Here is a 17,367-nt window from a genome sequence, read left to right on the forward strand (position 1 = left end):
CGTTTTAACACCTGAATAAGGAAATAAGAAATTACAACCCTTGCTAGACTGTATTTCAGACAAGCTTTTCTATTATATTTGAATCAGCGGAACTAACCCATGCACTTGTTTAGACCAATTTTACCAGTCCTATTTTTTCTACTGGCACTTGAAGTAGTCCGAGCGCAGTCATATTACTTTAAGCACTATCAGGTGGAAGAAGGCCTTGCACATAATTCTGTAATAACCCAGATACAGGATAGCAAGGGCTACATGTGGATTGGAACAAAGGGCGGTCTGAACCGATTTGATGGCTATACCTTTAAGACTTTCAGAAACGACAAGAACAAGTTTGGCGCTATTGGCAACAACATTATTGTCTCTATCGAAGAAGATAAAAACGGAATGATATGGGTGGGAACTGGCAGGGGAATCTTCAAATATGACCCCTATCTTGAAACATTTAAAGAACTTATCCTAACTCTTAAGGGAGGGATCACCTATATCCGCACCGACAAACAAAACAATCTATGGTTTTTGGCCGAGGGTTGGCTTTATCATTATGATCAGCAAAAGGACAGGGTAACTAATATTGGCATCGAAGGATCTTGCCTTACCATTGGCAAACGGGGAAATATTTGGCTGGGTCGAAATAATGGAACGGTTGTAAGCTACAACCCTAACACAAAGAGCCTAAGTACTTTGCCTGTACTGGACAAGGCTTTACCCCCTCAGGAGAAGTTTATTACCAAAGTTCTTGATATGGGTCAGGACAGCTTGCTAATAGGGACCACTAAGCTCGGTGTAAAGGTTTATAATGTGAGAACCAAAGCAAGAAGTTCCTTAATACTTGGCAACGAGCGCAATACGGATCTTTTTATCCGGGACATGCTCGTATACGACGATAAGGAGTACTGGTTTGCCACTGAGTCTGGGATTTTCAATTATAATTTCAGGACTAAGAAGAGTGAAAGGATCGTAAAACGAAACGGGGATAAATATGGGTTGACTGATAATGCTGTCTACTCTCTCTGCAAGGATAAACAAGGTGGACTGTGGGCGGGAACTTTCTTTGGAGGTCTCAATTACTATTCAAAAGAAGGTGCCCGCTTCAAAAAATACTATCCAACAGATGATAAGAATTCCATTTCAGGCAATGCCGTCAGGGAGATCTGCAGTGATGAACAGGGAAATCTGTGGATAGGTACTGAGGATGCTGGAATTAATAAATTCAACCCGAAAACCGGATCTTTTCAAAGGTATATCCCTAATGGAAAAGCTAACAACTTATCTTATACCAATATACATGGTTTACTTGCTTATCAGCATCGTCTTTATATAGGTCCCTTTATTCGCGGGATGGAAATAATGGACATAAAAACGGGGCATATTACCGATCGTTACAGGCTTATAGGGGAAGATAAAACCAAGGTTACGGACTTTGTAATGTGTATTTACCTTACGCGAGACAGTACCATACTGATTGGTACAACTGGTAATCAGCTGGGGCTCTTTTCTTTCGACCCGGTGAAGAAAGTTTTTAAAAAGTATGGTTGGTTACCAGATGGATTTGACGTTTATGCCTTGTTCGAGGATCATGAAGGGACAATCTGGGCCGGCAGCCCGAGTTCCGGGGCTTCCTATTTCAACATTAAATCAGGTAAAAGAGGAACGATCAGTTTCCGGGATAAGAATGATGAGGCGGAATTCGACCGTGACTACCTCATTCAGGGAATTTACGAGGATAGCGACCATTGTTTATGGTTTGCAACAGATGGAGGTGGTTTAGTGAAGCTGGGGGCCGACCGGAAAACCATAAAGAAATACACGACAGAAACAGGACTGCCTACCAATGCTGTTTACCGGATGCTCGAGGATAATTCCAAGAACCTTTGGATTAGTTCTTTAAAGGGACTGGTGCGCTTAAATCTAAAAACAAATGCAATAAAAGTATATACGCAGTATAATGGTTTAATCACCGACCAGTTCAACTATAATTCGGCTTATAGAACGGCAAACGGAGAAATGTTTTTTGGTACAGTTAAGGGTATGATCTCTTTCTATCCTGATGAATTTGTTCAGACTAAAACTATTGTGCCATCTTACATCACGGGGTTTCAGATCAATAATAAAGACGTAATTCCAAATACAGAGAACTCACCTTTATCCAAATCCATCTCTTATACTGACACTTTGGTGCTAAACCATGATCAGACCAATTTTAGTATCGAATTTGCCGCTATAAACTATACTTCCCCGGAAGTTACGCGGTACAAATATCAGATGAAAGGTTTGGATAAAGACTGGAATTATTTAAGCAATAATCGAAAGGCGTACTTTACGGGGCTTCCGGCAGGCAATTATACTTTCATCCTTCGTGCAGAAAGTAATGATGGAAGCTGGACCAGCAAGGAAAAACGTTTATTTATTCTGATACTGCCTCCATTATGGAAAAGTAAGCCGGCTTACATGCTGTACATCACACTGTTTATCATTGCATTATACCTATCGTTCAGGTATTATCATTTATACTTACAGAGAAAAAACAGCGACAAGTTACGGATGTTCGAATACGAAAAAGAGAAGGAGATATATCAGGCGAAGATCGAGTTCTTTACTAATATTACTCATGAAATTCAAACTCCCCTCACCCTGATTGTGGGCCCGCTGGCACTTATCATGGAAAAGATAAATGAGTTTACGAGCATTAAAAGGAGCTTGTTAATGATGGAGCAGAACACAAAACGCCTATTAGAGCTGACCGGCCAGCTACTTGACTTCCGAAAAACAGAGATAAATCAGTTTGGACTCAACTTTGTAAATACAAATATTTCAGAAATCCTTATCCAGCAGGTAGAGGTATTCAGGCAGGAAGCTAATAAAACGTATATTGAACTAAGTTTTACCCAACCTTCTGAGCCCCTTATTGCCTTTGTTGATAAAGAAGCATTTATAAAGATCACTAGCAATCTTATCTCTAATGCAATTAAATACGGAGGAACAAAAGCCTTGGTGGAGATTGTTCCAATATCACCAGATTCTGCAAATTTCACCATCCGGTTTTCTAATGATGGGCCCGGTATATCTAAAGATTTCAGCCAGGATGTTTTTAAACCCTTTTTCCGGGTGCCGGGAAACAAAAAGCCTGGTACAGGAATAGGCTTGGCACTCGCGAAATCGTTGACAGACCTTCATAATGGCACTTTAAAACTGACTTCTACTACAGCTAATCAAACCGTCTTTGAGCTTACCCTACCTCTCAGGCAGAAATTTGAGTTTAAAGTCAGCTCCTGGAAAAAACTCCAGGAGGAAGCTCCGCAGCACACAAAAGAATAATTATAGCAGACATTATACAGATCAGGATTTACAAAAGGATTATATGAAGGATAGTATTTTAATAATAGACGATAACGAAGATATATTAGACTTTCTTTCTCAGGTGCTTGGCGAAGTTTATAAGTTGCATCTTGCTATTAATGGAGAAGTAGCGCAGGAAATTCTCCAGAATAACATGGTGAACCTTATTATATCAGATATCATGATGCCTGGAATTGACGGATTTCAACTCTGTAAACTAATTAAATCGAGGGTTGAATACTGCCATATCCCTATAATCCTTCTTACCGCAAAAAACACCTACCAGGCGCATATAGAAGGCCTAGAAGTTGGTGCCGATGCTTATATACAAAAACCTTTTGCGCCTGAATTCCTACGCCTCCAAGTAGCTAACCTCTTAAAAAACAGGATGAAGGTGAAAGAGCATTTTTCAGTAGATCCTATTAACGACCGACGTGAACTCGCATATTCCAAGATGGACGAACAATTCCTGCAGAAACTGGAAGATTACATACATGTAAATATGAGAGATCCGGACATCGATATTAATAAGCTGGCAGATCATATGAACATGAGCAGACCTACGTTTTACCGCAAGATCAGCTCGCTTTCTAATCTTTCTCCTAAAGCTCTGATAAACGTTATTAGGTTACAAAAAGCTGCTGATCTTATTGCTCAAAATGAATTTACCTTATTTGAAATAGCAAAAAAGGTAGGCTTCAGGTCACAAAGTGTGTTTGGCAAGAACTTTCAGAAGCATTTTAAGCTAAGCCCGATGGAATATTTGAATGATTTAAAAAAGAAAGCCTATGAGAAGTACTAGAAGTACTTCTCATAGGCTTTCCAGCAATTAAAAGAAACTAAGCTTGTCTGCTGTATTATTATTTATCGAGAGAAGATATCCACTGCTCAGTAGTACCCCAGGCTTTGTTTGGGGTAGCAGAAGAGATAAACTCCAGGGTACCTCCTTCCATAAGCTCCTGGTGACTAATCCAGTTCCTATTGAGCTTCTGGCCGTTCAAATACACCGCGCTGACAAATGAATGATCGTTTGAGTAGTTTTTAATATTAAGCTTTATCGTCTTGCCTTGAGGAAGCGCAACTTTTAATGTTTTGAACAAGGGCAGGTGAATATAATAAACAGGCTCACCCACGCAAGCTGGTGAAATACCCAAAGCAGCGAGAACAAACCAAGAGGACATTGCCCCTGCATCATCGTCCATTGTTCTAAGATAAGCTTGAGCTTCATTTTTATAGATCCGCCCGATATAAGAGCCTATCCCCTTGCTATTATCATTGAAATAATTTTGCACCATAGTATCGACAGCGATCTTCCTCATGAGTTCCTGCGACTTCCATGGTTCCCTGGTGGCATGATATAAATAGGGTGCCTGAATGTCCGGCTCATTAGCATGATTATAGTAATCTCCCTCAAAAAAACCATCTAACTGTTTAATAAATTCATCCTCTCCACCTGCCAGCTCTTTCAATCCTTTTATATCGTATGGCACCAGCCAGCGGTACTGCCATACTGTTCCCTGATACATCTTTCTTGCCGACATAGCATCTAGATCACCCTTACCCAGGTCCTGAAAATCTTTTTTCCAGTAGTTCTTGTATTCAAGGGTCTTTAAGTAGTATTTCTTACTCAGCTCATCTTTCTTCAAGTCTTTGAGTAGCTCGGTAAATGCCCATAAATCATAAGAGGATTCAAGAGCTTTATCAGGACTGGAGAAATTAAGCTGATCCATTTCTGCTTTTATAGGATCAAGGATACCTTTGAGAGGCAGCGGGTAGCCCTTTCGCAGTGCATCCAGTAATACAACCACTGCATGCTCAGTTCGTACGGTATTTGAGGGCTCATTCTGGGTAGCATAATCCTTCTTACCAAATCGATATAAATGGGCAATAGATTTAGCTATGTCCTGATACCTCTCCGAAAAAACAAATGACAATAAAGGTAGTTGAGTTTTGTAGTTATCCCAGATTGCCCAGCCATTATAAAAATCACTTTTTCCGTGTTGTAAAGAGCCATCATTACCGCGAAATGTTCCGTCCTTTTCTGAAATCTTGTAAGGGGATTGAAGAGCGCGATAAAGAAGAGAATAAAAAAGTTTTGCACGTTCCTTATCCCCTTCCACCGTAATCCGGCTTAACTGGCGATTCCATTCGTTAGTACTTTCAGTTCTCATGCCGGAAAAAGTTTCGTACTTAATATCCTTTTTTGCGTAATCAGGACTTACAGATGAAAAGGCAATACGCATTTCCAGATCACTAAGGTTTTCCTCTAGTCTTATTAGATATTGATGATCTCCATGTTTCTCCCAAGTTACCGGCTGGCTAAACTCGAGGTAATAAAATAACTTGTACTTGCCAGCATTACAGGTAGTACCGGCCTCTACGAATCCACTGAGTGAATTCCCTTCAACTTCATGTTCTTCTGCATAGAACCTGTTTGCCAGAACGCTGCTCAGATCCATTAACAAACCTTTCTTCCCCTTTGGAAACTGATACTTGTGAATACCTGATTTTTCCGAAACGCAAAAGGAAGCCTTTATGCCATTGGTAAAGCTAACACCGTAATAACCAGGGCTTCCTTCCTCCTTATATTTTATCAATTTCTGTTTTTCAGCAAAGCCACCGAGAAAAGGTTTCAATAAAATATTCCCACCGCTTCCCTGGCATCCTACCCCTTCGAAGCGATTATGAGTAAAGCCCTGAAACACCTTGGCCAGGTGCTCGTAACCAGTGTGAGTATTCGGATAAGTTACCGGACCAATACTTAGCATACTAAAAGGATATGAAGCAGCAGGTGAGAGTTGTCCGTGATCTCCTGATGTTCCCAAAAAAACATTTACTAAACCAGCTGCATTTTTACTACTCCCATCCTGCGCTTCAACCGAAAAAGGTACAATCAAAAAGAATAGTACATATAGGCTACGAAGTACGCTTTCGTACGTTTGATCAATCTTCAAGGAAATCAATTGAGATTTTTAATCTTAATACTTCTAAAACTTACATCATCGCCATGGTCCTGCAATAGAATATGGCCTTCAGGTGCCTCCCCGAAATTGATCCAATTTTTGTATTTACTGATAGCTACCAGGTCCCGGAACTCCTTTGAGCCTCTTACATACTCCAAAACTTTCACTCCATTAAGATAGTGCTCAACCCGGTTATCAGGATAGACGACCACACGCCCACTGTTCCATTCACCGATCGGATGAAGAAAACGATCAGGTTTATTAGCTGTCATCAGATCATATAAAGAAGACAGTGTGCGGTTCCCGTCACGTCCCAGTTTAGCATCGGGATGTAATTTATCGTCGAGCACCTGGTATTCAAGTCCAATAGCAGAACCTGCATTTTTTTCAGAAAGGGTGACAAAGTACTTCACTCCGCTATTAGCCCCTGGAGATAATTTAAAATCAAAGCTAAGGTCGAAAGCGCCAAATTTATCTTTAGTAACAATATCGCCCCCATTGGTTGACTCTGCACCATTTGACGGCAATACCCTCAGAACGCCATCCTTAATTACCCAACCTTTTTCAGGGAAGCTTTCCTTGTAAGCCCCAACCCAACCCTTAGAGCTCTTCCCGTCAAACAACAGTTTCCAGCCATTTTGCTTCTCTTGCATACTTAAAGAGTTTGGCTGCATGTTAACCACAAAGATGTTAGATGGAAAGGGCTCAGGTTTTAAGTTAGAAGTTCTGATACTGATGTTTTTAAAATAGATATTCTTTCCTGCTTCTTCCTCTTTTGACACACTATGTACCTGCAATCCAATGAAGCCCTTCTGATCTACCGTATCTATTAAATAAGCTACAGGCTGGCCATTTAACCAGGTTTTAGTGACGTTGCCTATGCACTCGATCTTAACATGATTATACTCTCCGCTTTTATACAAGTTCTGCGCGCCCGGATTTAAGGAAAGAGGGTATAACCATTGCCTTCTACTTTCATCATATATTCCCCCGCTCCACTTCCTGTCACTTGGATCTATTTCTACCTGCCTGCCGTAAACGGCACCCTTACCTTTGTTTAGCGCAGGATTGTAATGACTGCGGGTTTGAATACCTGAATTGATAGCTGCGCTTAGTTTGATATCCAACTCCAGGACAAAGTCGCCATACTCTCTTTCTGTAACCAGGAAGGTGTTAGGAGAATTAAGGACTGTTGTTCCTACAATTACTCCATCTTCAACTTTAAAGGGTGCATTTCCACCCATGGGTTTCCATCCTTTTAAGGTTTTTCCATCGAAGATCTCCGCTCCTTGCACATCTTTATGCTGTTTAAAGCTTGCTTTAGATATTGAGGGCTGAAGCAAAACAGCCAGAATAAGCAGAGAAGATAGTCGTGTAAGTTTCATAATTTTAAAAATTATATTCTGATTTCCAGGGCTTAATTTCATGCTGAGCAATAGCCTGATTTGCCAGATGTACACAAACAGAAGTAGTAGCTCCGGTTATTACATTGGACGCAGGCATACTGCCTGTAGTTATTGCTTTATAAAAATCGTTCAGGGCATACCATGTACCGTCCTTCGATCTCTCCTTCAATATGGGGATGCCTCCATTTGTATTCCATTCGATCTTTGACGCTCCAGTCACACCATCGATGGTCTCCAACTCCTTACGCGTTTCCTTCTCAGGATAGAACACTCCCTGATCTGTTAGTAAGGATATTGTACCCTTTGTCCCTTTTAGCCTGAACAAATATCCATCATAGGCATTTCCACATGTAGCACCAAAATTACCGATCATATTATGTTTGTTGTATCGTAAAGCGACCTGCACATTATCAAAAGTCTCTCTGCCGTCTTTGTAGAAGTCTATGCCTCCCGTTCCAAGAACCTCATCTGGATGAGTATTAAAAGCCCAATTAATAAAATCGATCTGATGCGACAAAAGTTCAGCGACAAGGCCTCCCGAATACTCTTTATACATCCGCCAGTTAACCTGTTTCTCAAGAGCCGGATTAGGAACACTACGTCTCCAATTCCAATTTCTATCCCATCTGCTTTCCACCTGGGTTACTTTCCCCAGATAACCTTTATCAATCATATCCTTAACCCGGTAGTACAGAGGTATGTACCGGTATTGGTGCCCCACCTGTAATACCTGTTTAGGGTATTTCTGCGCCAGCTTCACCAGCTTTCGGGCTTCAGAAATATTATAGGTCATCGTTTTTTCCAGGTATACATGTTTCCCGGCCTCTAATGCTGCTACAGCAGCAGGATAATGGACGTTCAATGGAGTAGCTATCAAGACAGCCTCGATACTCTTATCGTCAAGCAGTTTTCTGTAGTCTGAATATTGCATCAGCCGACCCTGTTCAGGGATCCTTTCTGCCTCTTTAAGGCGGAAATCGAGTATATCGCAAATTGCCGAAACACGAAAAGAGGTATTAAGCTGCCTGGCAGTATGCATTAAACCTTTTCCACGGTCGCCAGTACCAATAACGCCGAGATTAATTATTCCATTCGGCTTATGAGAGAATGCATTCAACATTTGATTTTGCAGTAGCAAAGACCCTGTAAGTAATCCTGCCTGCTTCAAAAAGTCGCGTCTAAACATTTATTTAAAGACTTTTCCGTTCACAATTACTTCCTGTTTTTTCTCATCAAAAGTTGCTTTTGACCCGGAGTGCGAGGCAGCAGTTGTCATAATATTGGCGATTGAATGATAATATCCGGCCTCGACAGGAGCATTCGGCTGTCTCCTGCTCCTAATACATTCCATCCAGTTAAGCATATGGTTGGTAGTTAACCAATCGCCTCCGGTATTTGCACTGGCAACAACCTGCATAGAAGCATCTGCAAGAGCAATAGTAGGCAACAAGTTAGCTTTCATGCCCATTGCAGCAGCATGATTTTCCTGCAATCCTCCATTAGGGGAAATCTGATTGGTGATCAAATTCAGCTCTCCGCCGTTTGAATAATAGATCTCTGCGGGCTTCTCAGATCCGTTATGCATCCTTGAACTGAATATTACCTGAAAGCCCTTCTGATCGCCTTCCAGGCCATAATCAAATACTGCTGTTGTAGTATCCCAATTCTTCCTGCCGTCATTCCACATATAAATTCCACCGTTTGATACCACACTCCTGGGATGTTTTAAACCAGTAAACCAATGAACCGTATCAATCTGATGACTCATCCATTGACCTGGCATCCCTGAAGAATAAGGCCAGAATAAGCGGTATTCCAAATACTTACGTGGATCCCATGGCTCGAAGGGCCGGTTCATTAAAAACCTTTTCCAATCAGTATCAGATTCCTTTAGCTTAGTGATCAAACCTGGCCGTCTCCACCGTCCGGGTTGATTTACATTCCAGGTCAACTCTACCATGGTTATATCGCCAAACTTTCCTTGTTTGATAAAGTCAGCAGCTGCATGGTAATTTGCACCACTACGTCTTTGTGAACCGATTTGAACTATCCTGTCTGTCGCTTTTACCGCCTTCAATGCCGCCCTGTTGTCTTCCATGGTTTCTGCAAAAGGTTTCTCAACATAGGCATCGCACCCTGCCTTTACAGCTTCAATAGTATGGAGGGCATGCTGAAAATCGGCTGTACTTATGATAACTGCATCAAGGTCTTTCATCTGATACAATTCCTCATTATTCACACAAGGCTTAATTTTCTGGTTGAGTTTCTGCTCCAAAAAAGCCTGGCCCTCCTCGCGGCGAAGCTTCCAGAGGTCAGACAAGGCAACAATATCAAAGTTCAACTTTGAATGATGGGCGGTAAAAGCTGGAAAAAGCGAGGTCCTGAAACGGTCGGAAAAGCCTACTATCCCCACGCGCACACGATCATTGGCTCCTATTATCCGGCTATAACTCTTAGCTGTAAAAGGTAAAGTACTTAAATAAGTACCCGCGGCTGCAACAGCAGCCTGTCTGATAAATTCCCTTCTTGAAGTCATTTAACAAGGTTTTTTCAAATGCAGAAAATCGATTAGTTTATAATTATTTCATTAGGTTCAGAAATGTCAGAAATTTAAACGCAAAACACAAGCGTTTATTCAAATTCTAGCATTATACATCCCCTATTTCAGTCCTGTCACAACAATGTTATCATACGATGGCATTCCATCGTATGATCGAAGCCCGATTGAGCCGCTGATGTATTCTGTATCAGTTACAGAAACAAGAGGCTTTGTTGTATTGTCAATAAAAACCTCAATCAAGGAGCCTGCTGCCTTTACCTTCAAGCGATACTTTTGTCCAGGACTAACTTTAAATGGAACCGAGTTCAGCATTTTGTAATTCCCAGATCCAGCCTTACCAATCTCTAAACGATTAAACCCGGGACTGATGCCCACATAATACCCTTTATAAAAATCAGCCCCGATAGATGGGTTTGAAACACGAAATATAACTCCTGAATCACCGATTTTTCCGGGCACAATATCCGTTTGCAGGATGAAATCGCTCACATCCACAGAAGGGGCAACCAACTTCGATCCGTGAATGCCTGCTCCCCATGATCCGTGGTTGGATGCGTTGCAGATGGCCTGATCTTTCACAAACCACCCTCCACCATAAAAGATCCAATCATTCATCTTCCCATCATTAAAGTCGGCACTGAACTTATTTTTCGTTGCCTTTCCTGGGCCTATTAAAGGGAAAATAGAGACCCTGAGATTTTCAGCCCCATAGGGGATCAGACGAAGTTCTTCCTCTGGTTCAGTAGATGGTAGCGGACTGTAAGGAACCTCAAAAGCGGAGATGTTGTTGTAGGACATTGTCCAGCCGGGAATCCTTTTTCCTTTAAACTTCAGCACTACCGGAGTATTATCAGGGTTGAAGGGATCATTGGTCAGATTGCTTTTTTCTACAATGACCTGTTCATTCAAATTTTCATTGTTCAATAAAAGTCCGTAGTTCCAATCTTTAACTGGGTAGAGCTCATAATCGGCGAAGCCAGCTACCGGATGCACCTTGGTAACTAGCTTTCTGGCATTAACTTTTAATGCATATACCAGAGGCCCTCGTTCCACACTTACTGCATTATTCACCTGTTTTGTTAATTTCACTGCCATTGGAAAATTTAACAGAACTTCATCCCCATCTTTCCATTCCCTTTTCAAAGCCAGAATATTTCCTGCAGTAGAACCAGTTTGGAGCTTTCCATTCACCTTTATGCTTGCTTTAGTGCACCAGGCCGGAATTCGTAAACGTAAAGGAAAAAAAGCAGGTTCTTTCATGGATAGATTCAACTTTACCTGTTCCCCGAAAGGGTAATCGGTTTCTGCTGTGATCTTTACCGGAATGTTATTTGCCACGGATGCCCGTACTTCTACAGGCGCATAAGCTATTATAGCCAGACCTCCGTCGGGGGTAGCCGCCCAGCTGTTCTTTACGAAATAGGGCCAGCCCATATGCATATTGAAGCGGCAACAACCCATCCCCGAGTAGGGACTTAAAAGTAGCGCCTCCGGATAATCTTCATCGAAACCGTTATTGCCCTGCATACATCGCAGCTGATTGGGTTGCGTATAATAAAGATGCTCTTTCAAGTCGGGGCTAAACTGTGCAGGAAGGGTATTGAATGCTATTTTCTCAAGCCGGTCTCCTATACTAGCATCTTCAAAGAACCGCGCTGCAGTTTCCAGGCTTTGCATCCATTCAACAACCGTACACGTTTCCACCCCCTGGACTGAGCTTTTACCGGCAAGGAATTCTGTGCCTGATGCTATTCCGGTTGGCTGAAGATGATCCCTGTCCAGGTGATCAATCCCTTTGAAAAAAGCCGCTTTATACGTTTTATCCGGCTTATGCTGATAGGCTATTGCCGGAAAGCGTAAAGCCTGACCTACACTTACTGCGTGCTTGGGGTGGAAATCATCACCAAAATGGTAAAAGAAATTTTGAGTGAAGATCTGCTTCCAGGGATAGGCTTGTTTCTCCAACAAGCTTGCCAGCTCGAGCAAATACTTCTCACCGGTCTTATTGTATAGCCAGAGGACCACTTCAATGTTATCAGCCGCCCTCGACCTGCTCCAATCCCTTAAAGGGTTAGCAGGAAGGTTCAGCAGTTGATATTCAAAATACTTGCTTAAAAAAGGGATAACTTGTTCATCTCGTGTAGCTTCATAATAGGTTTTCAGAGCGTATAACACCGGCATACGTGGCCACCAGTCATTCATTTGCGGCGGTCCGAAAAGACCATTCTCCTGTTGGCTGTTAAGGATATGATCGATCCATTTGCGGGCTTTTTCTTTTAAAGTTTCATCATTAAGCGTATAAGCAAGCGCAACCAAGCCCTTAACATAGTAAGCAGGCCTTTCCCATCCTTTACCTGTACCTCCCAGCCAGTCAGAACCCTGGCCCAGATTGTCAGATTCAGGGTAAAGCTCTTCTGCATGACCGGTGGCACCATCTGCCTGAAGCTCTAGCTGTTTTAATAACCATCCTTTTGCTTTAATGCTACCTAGTGGAAGTTCAGCATTAGCTAATGGATACAAGGGTGCTTTTGAAAAAGCATAATCTGCTCTAGTGTTTTCCTGGGCGGTAACTTTCCCATGGCTTAATATCACTAACAGCACTCCGGTTAACAGCCCGTGTGATGTACGCATATAATGGTTTTGTGTGTGTGTGTCTGTCCTTCCTTAGCTCTTCAAAAATCACTATTACAAGGCTTCTTTAATTCTCAAGCTTTGGTTGATTTGTCTCAATTTCCCGATGAAAAAAAATCCAAAACCTCGGTTTAAAGCAATCAGGCTGCGTTTTGCAGATCCATTAAATCCTGCAACTTCTTAGGGGCCTAGCTAAAAATCCCGCTTTAATTAAATTTGAGAAGAATTCTGTTTTTCTGGAACTACACACAACTAAATTTTTGATATATGGTAAAGGGGCTTCGAAATACTGCGATAATATTATGCATAATATCAATTGCCCTATTTACCAATTGCATTTTTTATCCATCCATTCAACATCCCGCTGGAGCTCTAAATGTTGTTGTTGACACGATTGCGAAAGACCTTACGGTACCATGGGATATATGCTTTCTTCCTAACGATGACCTTTTGTTCACTGAACGCAATGGTAAGGTGAGGCTCTTTAGAGATAATACGCTGCAAGACCTCCCGGTATTAACTATACCAGACATAGAAGTCAAGGGAAAAATGGGCTTACTAGGTATGTGTCTGCACCCCGGGTTCACATTAAATCATAAAATTTATCTTGCATATAATTATCGTATGGAAGGACAAACCTTTCTAAGAGTGGTTAGCTATACCTATCTTAAAGAACGGTTGGTGAGTCCTCAGGTAATAATAGAAGGGATACCGGGAGTTTTTAACCATACAGGCTGCAGACTAAAATTCGGTCCGGATCTGAAACTTTATATAACTACAGGAGATGCAGATATTCCCCGATTATCTCAGGATATCAAAGTCTTTAACGGTAAAATTTTGCGACTTAATGATGATGGATCTATACCGGCAGATAATCCATTGAAAGGTGACTCTGTAAGAAGAGAGATATGGAGTTACGGACATAGAAACCCACAAGGGATTTCGTTTCAACCAGGGACAGGCTTATTGTTCAGCTCTGAACACGGCCCAACTGGCGGTGACGAAATCAACATTATCCGCAAGGGCGGCAATTATGGTTGGCCGGTAGTACATCACCGTGAAATACAGGAGCCAATGATAAGTCCCGTAATGGAGTTTTCTCCTTCAATAGGCCCCGCTGCAACCCTATTTTATACCGGAAAAGCCTTCCCTTCATTAAAAGGTAACCTTCTGGTAGGCTGCATGCGTGGGGAAGCAATCTTAAACATCCAGTTAAGAGATTCGGAAATAAAATCTTATAATTATCTCTTAAAAAAAACTTTCGGACGGATAAGAGCGATAGCTGAAGACAGCAGGGGATACATTTATATTTCCACTTCCCAGGTAGATCCTCCAGAGAGCAGGCTGCAGACGGGCGAAAGGGACTATGATCTGATTCTGCGATTAAGACCAGCAGACAGCAGGGATCCGGAGAACAGGATCATCCGGATCAGTACTATAAATGAACTCACAGAAGCAATTAACGACAGCAGAGCTGCACGGGTTAATAGTCCCGGCAGAAAGCCCGAGATGCTGTACTTACAGCTGTGTGCTGGTTGTCATGGACAGAAGATGCAGGGCAAAGAAAGTACGCCTAGTCTTGTAGACAAACTCTGGTTGAACGGGGGATCAAAGGAAGCAATTTCCAGATCCATCAGTGAGGGAATTATCAAGAAAGGAATGCCTGCGTGGAAAGGAGTGCTAAGTGACAAAGAAATTGATGCAATCAGAGATTTAATTCTAAGGTCTACCAGTTCACGTCCAGGTAAAAGGCCTCCTCATTTTCGATAGGGACAACGCTAACTTTTGGAAATGAAAAAGCATCAGGTTTACATGTTCTTACCATCCCTGTTAGCACGCCTTTCCCATATTCCGGAGGGTATGGTGTATGCATCTTCAACCTGGCGAATTTCTTTTTTTCGTCAAAGCTCTCTAATAGGAAATAACCCACTTCGCCATTAATATGATTACTTTTATATGCAGCATCAAGGTTGATCAGCAAAGATTTGAAGTCTGCATTCGGGTCTGGTACAGTGGCACCTCTTCCTTTACCCAGCGTGAAAATTGTATTTGGACCATAAGTTACTGAGACGGCCTGCAAAGCGTCCAGCCAGTCCTGTTCATGATACCATCCCTCCATTACCAACCCTGTAAGACCATATTTAGCAAGGAGATCGTCAATGTTCATACTATGTTCTTTCAGAATGTTTACTGCTGATAATATAGCCCGTCCGCTTACTTTATTCTCTTCTGCAAATGCTTTGTAATACATAATATCTCCTGTTAGGAGCACTACTACGAAAAAACTTGGATAAGGTTATCGAATTTAAGGAAAGCAAATTAACCGGAAGGGTACCTAAAAGTATTTTACAAGAGTTCTCAGACTTAAAAGTATCAAGAGCACCCCTACCAATACGGTCATGGACCTTCTTGGAATTTTGTTTACCAGGTAGGCTCCTAATGGCGCTGCAATTATTCCTCCGACAATTAAGCCTGCAATCACCTTCCAGCCGCTAATACCGTCAAAAAGCATAAAGGTAATACCACTGGCGAAGGCAACCGCAAACTCAGCAGTGTTTACTGAGCCAATAGTATAACGCGGATCTCTTCCTTGACCCATTAAGGTGGAGGTAACGATAGGGCCCCAACCTCCACCTCCTATTGAATCCATAAAGCCGCCAAATAAGGCAAGAACTCCCAGTTTTTTAGTTTTCCTTTTTTGAATATTCCGTTTTAATCCCTTTATAATGATGACTGTAGCAAGGATGATCATGTAGACCGCGATATAGGGTTTGATAACATTACCATCTATAACATCAGAGAGCAGGTAAGCTCCAAGTATAGAACCAGCTACACCAGGTATAAGGAGGTTTAATACAAGTTTCTTATTAATATTTTTAAACTTATAGTGGGAAACAGCGGAAACCCCCGTAGTGAACATCTCAGCAACATGCACGCCCATACTACTAATGGCGGGAGGTACTCCAAAGGAGAGCAATAGAGAGGTTGAGGTAGCTCCGTAACCCATTCCAAGAGTCCCATCCACTAATTGGGCAAAAACGCCAATTAACAGGAAAATGAAAAATTCGGAATCTAAGCCCTGCTTTACAGCATCTATCGAAAAACTGGCGTGATAATTAAAAACAAGTATTCCGAGTAAGCCGACCACTAACACTGAGGGAACTGCATACCATAAGAAGTTAGCTTTAGTTCTGAGTTCCGATGTGCCTTGCTGAATCTTTGTTGACATATTGAAGGATAATATGTCACAAAAGTAGAGAAAAATATTAAGTATATAATACCGGTAGACTTTATTTTTTCAATTACTTCCTGCCTGAACTGGAATCTCTTACCGTAAGTTCAGTATCAAGTATAATCCGTTCATTCTGAGGATCTATTTCCTGCTGGTCCAATCTCTTGAGAAGCAAAGAAATCACTTGATCTGAGATCTTTTCAATCGGCTGTGCAATGGAAGTGATGGAGGGCGTGTATAGTTCAAACAACTCATTATCGTCGAATACAAGAACTCCTATATCTTCCGGAATCTTTAAGCCTAGTTCCTTTATTGCCCTTAATCCACTTATTCCTAAATAATTAGTTGCGAAAACAATAGCATCCAAATCCCTCTTCCTTTTCAGAAAAGAAACAATTTGTCTTACAATATTTTCCGAAGACTGGTTATAGGAGACCTCTTTAACGTGTTCCGTGAGCTTAAACTCTGCAGTAGCCTGCTCATATCCATGCAAGCGATCCTGCATTTGCGACTGCAAAGAATCAAGCGTAACAAAGCCTATATTCTTATACCCTTCAAGAACGAGATGTTTCATTCCAGTATAAATACTTTGAACGCTATTAACTCCGACAAAATCAACACCAGGAACATTTTCGAGAAAGCGGTCAAATAATACTACTGGCGATCCTGATTTTATCAGGGAAGTTACTTCCTCTTCAATCCCTTCTGGCGGAGCAATAATGTAACCGTCTACGTGTCTCTCCCTAAATATACTTAAGATCTGTTTTGTCTTTTCCGTATCGTTCTCCGTACTACTATAGATTATTTTATAGCCATTCTTATAGGCATTGTTTTCAATTAATCGGGCAATATTTGCGAAAAAGGGGTTGGCAATGCTTTCAACAAGTAGACCGATAATATTTGATTTTCCTGTACGCAGGCTTCTGGCTAAAACATTAGGCTTGTAACCTACCTCCTCTACAAATTTCAGCACTCGTTCTACCAATTCGTCACTTATCCTCTTCTCCTTTGCTCTTCCATTTAAAATAAAGGAGACAGTTGTGGTAGATATATTAAGATGCTTTGCAATGTCGATTATCGAGAGCTTTCTTTTCACTGGAGGGAAATTTGAGCCAAAGATATATTAAACGATTTAGTTAGAGAAATGTAACCTTGCAGGGAATATTTTTAATAAATTATTTCTGAATTTTAAAACTAAACTAATTGGTAGATAAACGGGAATAATCAATAATAACTTAC

Annotated in this window: 11 protein-coding genes; 3 read left to right on the top strand and 8 right to left on the bottom strand. The window is 41.5% G+C overall.

Features of this window, described 5'->3' with window-relative positions:
• Positions 1-105 precede the first annotated feature (105 nt).
• Both J4N24_RS02795 and J4N24_RS02800 read left to right on the top strand, forming a co-directional pair.
• Entirely contained in the window at positions 106-3,315 is a 3,210-nt protein-coding gene (locus J4N24_RS02795; RefSeq protein WP_207532105.1) for a ligand-binding sensor domain-containing protein, read from the top strand.
• Between the two features lie 43 nt (positions 3,316-3,358).
• The gene (locus J4N24_RS02800; protein ID WP_207532106.1) at positions 3,359-4,138 is read left to right on the top strand and encodes a response regulator transcription factor; all 780 of its coding nucleotides are present in this window, start codon (positions 3,359-3,361) and stop codon (positions 4,136-4,138) included.
• Positions 4,139-4,196: 58 nt separating this feature from the next.
• Here J4N24_RS02800 and J4N24_RS02805 read toward each other — a convergent pair whose 3' ends face one another.
• The 5 genes from J4N24_RS02805 to J4N24_RS02825 form a co-directional block, all read right to left on the bottom strand.
• Complete coding sequence (locus tag J4N24_RS02805; RefSeq protein ID WP_207532107.1) at positions 4,197-6,290, bottom strand: glycoside hydrolase domain-containing protein; 2,094 nt, start codon at positions 6,288-6,290, stop codon at positions 4,197-4,199.
• A gap of 5 nt (positions 6,291-6,295) precedes the next feature.
• Positions 6,296-7,684 carry a 3-keto-disaccharide hydrolase gene (locus tag J4N24_RS02810; protein WP_207532108.1) on the bottom strand — a complete coding sequence of 463 codons (1,389 nt, stop codon included), beginning with the start codon at positions 7,682-7,684 and terminating at the stop codon, positions 6,296-6,298.
• Positions 7,685-7,688: 4 nt separating this feature from the next.
• Positions 7,689-8,891, bottom strand: a complete 1,203-nt coding sequence (locus J4N24_RS02815) for a Gfo/Idh/MocA family protein (RefSeq protein ID WP_207532109.1) — start codon at positions 8,889-8,891, stop codon at positions 7,689-7,691.
• Complete coding sequence (locus J4N24_RS02820; RefSeq protein WP_207532110.1) at positions 8,892-10,241, bottom strand: Gfo/Idh/MocA family protein; 1,350 nt, start codon at positions 10,239-10,241, stop codon at positions 8,892-8,894.
• Between the two features lie 123 nt (positions 10,242-10,364).
• Positions 10,365-12,896, bottom strand: coding sequence for a beta-L-arabinofuranosidase domain-containing protein (locus J4N24_RS02825; protein ID WP_207532111.1), 2,532 nt, complete (start codon positions 12,894-12,896; stop codon positions 10,365-10,367).
• A gap of 267 nt (positions 12,897-13,163) precedes the next feature.
• On the opposite strand from J4N24_RS02825, the gene J4N24_RS02830 reads away from it, so the two are divergent.
• On the top strand, positions 13,164-14,666 hold the full coding sequence (locus tag J4N24_RS02830) for a PQQ-dependent sugar dehydrogenase (protein ID WP_207532112.1): 1,503 nt from the start codon (positions 13,164-13,166) through the stop codon (positions 14,664-14,666).
• Here J4N24_RS02830 and J4N24_RS02835 read toward each other — a convergent pair.
• The 3 genes from J4N24_RS02835 to J4N24_RS02845 form a co-directional block, all read right to left on the bottom strand.
• The gene (locus J4N24_RS02835) at positions 14,623-15,147 is read right to left on the bottom strand and encodes a hypothetical protein (protein WP_207532113.1); all 525 of its coding nucleotides are present in this window, start codon (positions 15,145-15,147) and stop codon (positions 14,623-14,625) included. The genes J4N24_RS02830 and J4N24_RS02835 overlap by 44 nt on opposite strands.
• Before the next feature lie 84 nt (positions 15,148-15,231).
• Positions 15,232-16,125: a sulfite exporter TauE/SafE family protein gene (locus tag J4N24_RS02840; RefSeq protein ID WP_207532114.1), complete on the bottom strand. Its 894-nt coding sequence runs from the start codon at positions 16,123-16,125 to the stop codon at positions 15,232-15,234.
• A 73-nt stretch (positions 16,126-16,198) separates the two neighbouring features.
• Positions 16,199-17,224 carry a LacI family DNA-binding transcriptional regulator gene (locus tag J4N24_RS02845; RefSeq protein ID WP_207532115.1) on the bottom strand — a complete coding sequence of 342 codons (1,026 nt, stop codon included), beginning with the start codon at positions 17,222-17,224 and terminating at the stop codon, positions 16,199-16,201.
• Between the last annotated feature and the right edge of the window lie 143 nt (positions 17,225-17,367).

The organism is Desertivirga arenae, assembly GCF_017355785.1.
GTDB classification, from domain to species: domain Bacteria; phylum Bacteroidota; class Bacteroidia; order Sphingobacteriales; family Sphingobacteriaceae; genus Desertivirga; species Desertivirga arenae.

What these genes read in the sequence shown, in the direction of transcription:
- J4N24_RS02800 (WP_207532106.1), top strand. Translation starts at nt 3,359, where the DNA reads ATGAAGGATAGTATTTTAATAATAGACGATAACGAAGATATATTAGAC.
- J4N24_RS02840 (WP_207532114.1), bottom strand. Translation starts at nt 16,125, where the DNA reads ATGTCAACAAAGATTCAGCAAGGCACATCGGAACTCAGAACTAAAGCT.
- J4N24_RS02830 (WP_207532112.1), top strand. Translation starts at nt 13,164, where the DNA reads ATGGTAAAGGGGCTTCGAAATACTGCGATAATATTATGCATAATATCA.
- J4N24_RS02820 (WP_207532110.1), bottom strand. Translation starts at nt 10,241, where the DNA reads ATGACTTCAAGAAGGGAATTTATCAGACAGGCTGCTGTTGCAGCCGCG.
- J4N24_RS02825 (WP_207532111.1), bottom strand. Translation starts at nt 12,896, where the DNA reads ATGCGTACATCACACGGGCTGTTAACCGGAGTGCTGTTAGTGATATTA.
- J4N24_RS02810 (WP_207532108.1), bottom strand. Translation starts at nt 7,684, where the DNA reads ATGAAACTTACACGACTATCTTCTCTGCTTATTCTGGCTGTTTTGCTT.
- J4N24_RS02835 (WP_207532113.1), bottom strand. Translation starts at nt 15,147, where the DNA reads ATGTATTACAAAGCATTTGCAGAAGAGAATAAAGTAAGCGGACGGGCT.
- J4N24_RS02815 (WP_207532109.1), bottom strand. Translation starts at nt 8,891, where the DNA reads ATGTTTAGACGCGACTTTTTGAAGCAGGCAGGATTACTTACAGGGTCT.